This is a genomic window from Enterococcus sp. 3H8_DIV0648, assembly GCF_002140655.1.
GTDB classification, from domain to species: Bacteria; Bacillota; Bacilli; order Lactobacillales; family Enterococcaceae; genus Enterococcus_A; species Enterococcus_A hulanensis.
Genome location: NZ_NGLG01000001.1, coordinates 595,036 through 600,977, shown reverse-complemented (window position 1 = coordinate 600,977; position 5,942 = coordinate 595,036). Strand labels below are relative to the sequence as shown.

Annotated in this window: 6 protein-coding genes and 1 tRNA gene; 4 read left to right on the top strand and 3 right to left on the bottom strand. The window is 38.0% G+C overall.

Translation table 11 applies throughout. From position 1 onward, the window contains the following. The first annotated feature begins 129 nt into the window (after nt 1-129). On the top strand, nt 130-819 hold the full coding sequence (locus tag A5875_RS02705; RefSeq protein WP_088932177.1) for a CPBP family intramembrane glutamic endopeptidase: 690 nt from the start codon (nt 130-132) through the stop codon (nt 817-819). A 16-nt stretch (nt 820-835) separates the two neighbouring features. On the opposite strand, the gene A5875_RS02700 is transcribed toward A5875_RS02705, so the two are convergent. Continuing rightward, entirely contained in the window at nt 836-1,183 is a 348-nt protein-coding gene (locus tag A5875_RS02700; RefSeq protein ID WP_088932176.1) for a DUF1648 domain-containing protein, read from the bottom strand. A gap of 376 nt (nt 1,184-1,559) precedes the next feature. Further along, nucleotides 1,560-1,630 (bottom strand) — tRNA-Gly (locus A5875_RS02695). A 129-nt stretch (nt 1,631-1,759) separates the two neighbouring features. Between A5875_RS02695 and A5875_RS02690 the strand changes: the two genes are divergently transcribed. Then, nucleotides 1,760-2,098 (top strand): thioredoxin family protein, encoded by a 339-nt coding sequence (locus A5875_RS02690; RefSeq protein WP_088932175.1) that lies wholly within the window; start codon nt 1,760-1,762, stop codon nt 2,096-2,098. 26 nt (nt 2,099-2,124) lie between these two features. Here the strand turns inward: A5875_RS02690 and A5875_RS02685 are convergent, their stop codons facing one another. After that, nucleotides 2,125-2,763 (bottom strand): redox-sensing transcriptional repressor Rex, encoded by a 639-nt coding sequence (locus tag A5875_RS02685; protein WP_010739685.1) that lies wholly within the window; start codon nt 2,761-2,763, stop codon nt 2,125-2,127. A 204-nt stretch (nt 2,764-2,967) separates the two neighbouring features. On the opposite strand from A5875_RS02685, the gene A5875_RS02680 reads away from it, so the two are divergent. Further along, on the top strand, nt 2,968-4,887 hold the full coding sequence (locus tag A5875_RS02680; protein ID WP_088932174.1) for an ABC-F family ATP-binding cassette domain-containing protein: 1,920 nt from the start codon (nt 2,968-2,970) through the stop codon (nt 4,885-4,887). Nucleotides 4,888-4,955: 68 nt separating this feature from the next. Further along, a complete protein-coding gene (locus tag A5875_RS02675) occupies nt 4,956-5,615 on the top strand; it encodes a C39 family peptidase (protein ID WP_088932173.1) in 660 nt (219 codons plus the stop codon). Nucleotides 5,616-5,942 lie beyond the last annotated feature (327 nt).

The following is a 5,942-nucleotide window of genomic DNA, read 5'->3' as shown; positions in this document are numbered from 1 at the left end:
AATCCAATACACTCTCCCTCCCTTTTTACTAGTATACCAAAACAATCACAAACAAAATTATTCTTATTTCATATTGCTTTACACATTTCATCCATTTTTTTAAAATAAAAAAAGAATGGAGGGTTAAAGATGGCTTCAAATAAAAAACATTGGTGGGGGCTTTTTATCATTCCATTAGAATTATTGATTGGTGACTGCCTTTTCCCACCCCTTCATTTAGGTAAAAGCCCCGAAACTGCTCTGCTTGCATCAACCCTGCTTTTTCTAACTGGATTTGTGGCTACGATTTATTTGTTTCACGATTTTCTAAGAGAGCAATGGCATCTTTATCGATCGAGGCTTTTTCTTAGATTATTAATGAGTATTTTTTTAACTGCGGTAGCTTTTTTACTGTTGCGGGTTACGCGTGAAATGATTCCTAGTGAACTTCTACAGCTTCGTGCGTCAACAATTCCTTCTCCGCAAACGCTTAATCCAAGTTGGACAGTGTTAGCTGCAATTATCCCTTTTATTGCTCCTTTTACAGAAGAATTGACTTTTCGCTATTTACTATTAGGAAAATTTTCTAGTAAATTTTTGCGTGTAATCATGCTGTTCATCCAAGGTATTCTATTTGGATTAATACATTGGACCACTTTTAACGGCAATGTATATGCTATGATCCCTTACATGGTGCTAGGTGTTTATTTGGGATTAATCTACTTACTGTCAGAAAACATTTGGGGATCCATTATGGTTCACTGGATGTTTAATACAATGAACTCGATGCTGCCGGCGCTTTTGCTGTTAATCTTAAACCTTCTTGGGATCACTACTTAATCCCATATGAGATTTTCTATTCCAGCATCTGTGAATACAGAAAAAAGAGATACGCTCCTACACCGCAGATTAAAAATTGACAACCGCACAAAATAATCTTGTGTAATCGATTCTCTCCACCCACACCCGGATATTTCACATCAACGTACTTGCTTCTGCTAATCAATGTGACCAGCAACAAAATTGTTGGAAAAAGAAAAACAGTTACTTTACTGCCCCAATTATTTACTCTTCCATCAACCCCAAATTGGATCGGAATTTCAGCAGGCAGGCGAGAATAGAAAAAAATTCCTAATCCGTAAAGCACTACAGTAAATGCAAAACTAATCCGTATTACCCAGCGATAGAATCTTTCAAAAATCATTTTCCACCCCTCCTTCAATGATTAGCTCATAGTATATTCCTAGACAAGAGTGAACTCTAGTAAATTCCAAAGAGTATGATGCGGTTTTTCAGTATAAATAAATTCCTTCATTAAAGTAAGCAGCTCTGACAAATTGGCTTTAATTTAAAATATTCTTTTTTGCATAATCCGCTTACAAGAAAGCACAAAAAAACCAACGCTCAGCCACAAACGTTGGTTTAGTCAGGATATATTACCCTAAGTGAGAGTTTCCCCTCACATCACCTTTAGCATACATCAATCACTATTTGAATAGCAAGAGGACAATGAAAGAAAAGTACTTAATACCAAAAAACACGGCAACTTATCAGAAATTAAGCTGCCGTGTTCCATATGAAGCGGGTGACGAGAATCGAACTCGCGACGGAAGCTTGGGAAGCTTCTGTTTTACCACTAAACTACACCCGCAGTACATTAGAGAGTATAACGCTTTTTATTAAATCAAACAACTATTAATCTCGAACAACAAAATTGACAATTTGACCAAATCTGATTATCTTACAGATAGTAAGTATTGTTTTAGAAAGGAAGACTACTATGAAAAACTTAACGACTGTTCAAGAGTCTATTACTAATAAAACGAATAACGTGGTCTTTATCTCTTCTGAATCGTGCAGCATTTGTCATGTTGATGAACCGAAGGCAAGAAAACTTGCTAAGGATTACGATATTCCCTTTCATCACTTGGACATTATTCAAGAGCCAGAGCTAGCTGGAACTTTCGAAGTTCTAACGGTTCCTGCGGTCTTGGTCTATCACAACGGAAAAAAAATTGCGCGTCAAGCTCATTTTATCGACTTCAGATCGTTGGAAAATCTTTTACAACAACTTCCTAAAGATTCAGAGGCGACAGATTATCAAAATTTATTCAGATAAAAAGACTGAGCGTGTGCTCAGTCTTTTTATTTGTTATCTGTATTGTGATGCAAGAAGTAAATCAATGTTTGCAATTCGTTAGTTAAATCAACGCTTTGGATAATAACATCTTCAGGCGCAGTTAAACGAGCCGCAGTAAAGTTTAGAATACCTTTGATTCCTGCATCGGCTAATTGATCAACAACTTGTTGGGCTTGTTGTGCTGGTAAGGTTAAGATCGCAATTTCGATCTGCTGCAACTTGATTTGTTCCACCATATTGTCTAATGGATATACTGGAATACCATCAACGATGCGGCCCACAATATCTTCTTTGACATCAAAGGCACAGCTTACACGAATACTGTTGCTTTGATGAAACTTGAATTTCAACAAGGCGCTACCTAGGTTACCGACACCGACTAAAGCAACATTAGTCAATTGATCGTCATTTAGGATTTTTCCGAAGAAATGCATCAAATCTTCAACGTCGTATCCATATCCACGTTTTCCTAATTCTCCAAAGTAAGAAAAGTCGCGGCGAATCGTTGCACTATCGACTTGGATCGCCTCACTTAATTCTGTAGATGATACTTTGGTTTTTCCAGCATTATTTAAAATACGCAAATACCGATAGTATAACGGCAATCGTTTAACAGTCGCTTTTGGAATTGAATGTTCTTTCACAATAACTCTCCTTTATCAAAAAAATTCGTAAATGTTGACTACTGCACTATAATAGCAAGAATCTGACTGAAAATGCAACGCACTTGCTCGAAATTTTGTGAAAAAATCACGATTTCTTGAAATGACCGCTTCCAATCGCAAGCTCTTTAAAAATATGGTAGACTGAATCCATTCGGAAAAATAAATTTAAGGAAGATATATCCAATGATTTTACTACAAGCAAATCAAATTGCCCGTTACTTCGGTGCTGATACTTTATTTGAAAATATTCATCTTGAAGTTGCCAGTAAAGCAAGAATCGGTTTAGTCGGAAGAAATGGTGTGGGCAAATCGACACTACTAAAAATTATCGCCAACATCGAAGCACCCGATGCTGGGCAAGTGATCAAAAATAAACAAGCAAGCTTAGGTTATTTAGCGCAAGATACAGGTTTGGATTCAAATGAAACCATTTGGAATGAAATGCTAAAGGCCTTTGATAAAGTGCGCCAAATGGAAAGTCGGATGCGAGAGGTCGAAGTTGCACTCGGTGAAACACCCGAAAGTGATAGCCGCTACGCTTCTTTATTGAAGGAATATGATCAGCTGCAGCATGATTTCAATGATCAAAACGGCTATGGCTACGAAAATGAGATTCGCAGTGTGTTGCACGGATTTAAATTCGATGAAAGTTTTTATGATAAGGAAATCAGCACATTGTCAGGCGGACAGAAAACACGCTTGGCCTTGGCACGGATGCTACTGGTTCGACCAGATATTTTGATTCTTGACGAACCAACCAACCATTTAGATATTGAGACATTGGCATGGCTGGAAGATTACTTACAAGGATACCCAGGCGCGTTATTGATTGTCTCTCATGACCGCTACTTTTTGGATCGTGTCGTCAATGAAATCTATGAAATTTCTCGTCACAAGATTCGTCACTACACTGGAAATTACTCTCGTTATTTAGACTTAAAGGCCGCCCAGCTTGCTAGTGATTGGAAAGCTTATGAGAAGCAGCAAGTCGAAATCGACAAATTGGAAGATTTTGTTGCTCGTAATTTAGTTCGAGCGTCAACAACTAAACGAGCGCAAAGTCGACGCAAAACATTAGAAAAGATGGACCGGCTAGATCGACCAGATGGCAAAGAAAAATCAGCAAAATTCATGTTTGATATTGATAAAGTTTCTGGCAACGTTGTTTTACAAGTTGAAGAAGCTGCGATTGGTTATGAAGAAACATTATCTGAACCGATTGATTTAGATATTCGCCGTGAAGATGCGATTGCCCTTGTTGGTCCAAATGGAATCGGGAAATCTACTTTATTGAAGTCGTTAATTGGTCAGCTTCCTTTTATTAAGGGAAATCCCCATTTTGGAACCAATGTTACTGTCGGCTACTATGATCAAGGTCAAGCAGATTTGCACGGGAATAAAACGATTTTGGCTGAACTTTGGGACGAGCACCCTACCACACCAGAAAAAGATATCCGTAATGTTTTGGGCGGCTTTCTGTTTAGCGGTGAAGATGTAGAAAAAACGATTCCTTTATTAAGCGGCGGTGAAAAGGCGCGTGTTGCTTTAGCAAAGCTTTCTATGAATAAAGAAAATTTCTTGATTCTGGATGAACCAACGAACCACTTGGATATCGATAATAAAGAAGTTTTAGAAAATGCCTTGATCGATTATCAAGGAACACTGCTGTTTGTCTCCCATGACCGCTACTTCATTAATCGGATCGCTAACAAAGTGATCGAATTATCTCCTGAAGGTAGCAAATTATATCTTGGAGATTACGACTATTATTTAGAAAAGAAAAAGGAAGAAGAAGAAATTGCCGAATTACAGGCAAAAGAAGAAGTTCCTGTTGAAGCTCCTAAAAAGAAATTTTATCAAGACAAGGAGCAGCAAAAATTGATCCGCAGTTTGCGTCGAAAGATCGAAGCAATCGAAGAAACGCTTTCTGCTTTAGATGAAAAAATCGACAAACTGGAAACACAAATGAGTCAGCCGGATATTTTGAATGATCATGTTCAATTATTGGAATTGACTAATGAATTAGAAGCAAAAAAAGCAGAACAAGAGGAACAGCTTTCCAGTTGGGAAGAGCTCAGTCTTGAACTAGAAGAATTCGAATAATTTACAACTTTTGACCGATGACACCTCCCCCTTTTTTCGTTTTAATATAAGGGTGGAGGTGTTTTTTTATGAGGCGAAGAATTCGACTTTTTCCAATTTTACTCGGAAGCTTTTTAGTGATCGCCAGTCTAGGTATCCTCTCTACTCGATTCTTTCACTTTAATAATAAAGTCAGCAGTCAGCAAGATTTCTCTGCCAGTGCCAATCAATATTTGCAAGAGCATGGACAAGATTTCTCATTAGCATTACAAACAGACCCGCGATGGGCTGATAAGGCTTATGGGAGCGGGTCTAATCAAAATGATCTAGCTACCAATGGCTGTGCTATTACTTCTTTAGCGATGATCCTTTCTTATCAGGAAAAACGCACGGTTTATCCAACAGAAATTCTGGAATGGAGCGGCGACCGCTATTATGAATCTGGGCAAGGAACTGCGTGGTCAATTTTTCCGGCTTTTGCACAAAATTATGGCTTGACTATGCAAGACTTAGGGAAGGACCAAGCCCAAATCCAACAACACCTAAATCAAAATCAACCAATCGTCATTTCTGTTAATCCTGGTGAGTTCACGGATGTTGGACATATCATGGTTATCAAAAAAGATCTGCAAAGCGATCAATTGATCGTTTATGATCCGAATGATAATTCGGATAAAGAGCATTATATGCAAAAATACTCTCTCGACCAGCTCATGCCTCAGCTTGCTAATGCGTGGGTCTACAGTTAAGCCAAAGAAAGAAGGATGACACACTTGTGTCATCCTTCTTTCTTTGGGGGTTCCTGCTTTCACAGGGGAAAAAGAATTATTTTTAGGGTTAAGTTCATCTTACGCCAAATATTTGAAAAAGGTATGAGCTTTTTGAAGGAAAGTTAGAAAAAAATATGGCGTTATTATGAAGAGCCGTTCTTATTATAATTAAGCAAAAAACATTCATACTTTGTTCCTCTGTTAAAGAACTCAGCATGAATGTTTCTTTGTTTTAAGTTACAATTATTGGATTAGATGTGTATAAGAGACAGGTAATGACAAGCGGCACCGGCCAAAACAAAGAGG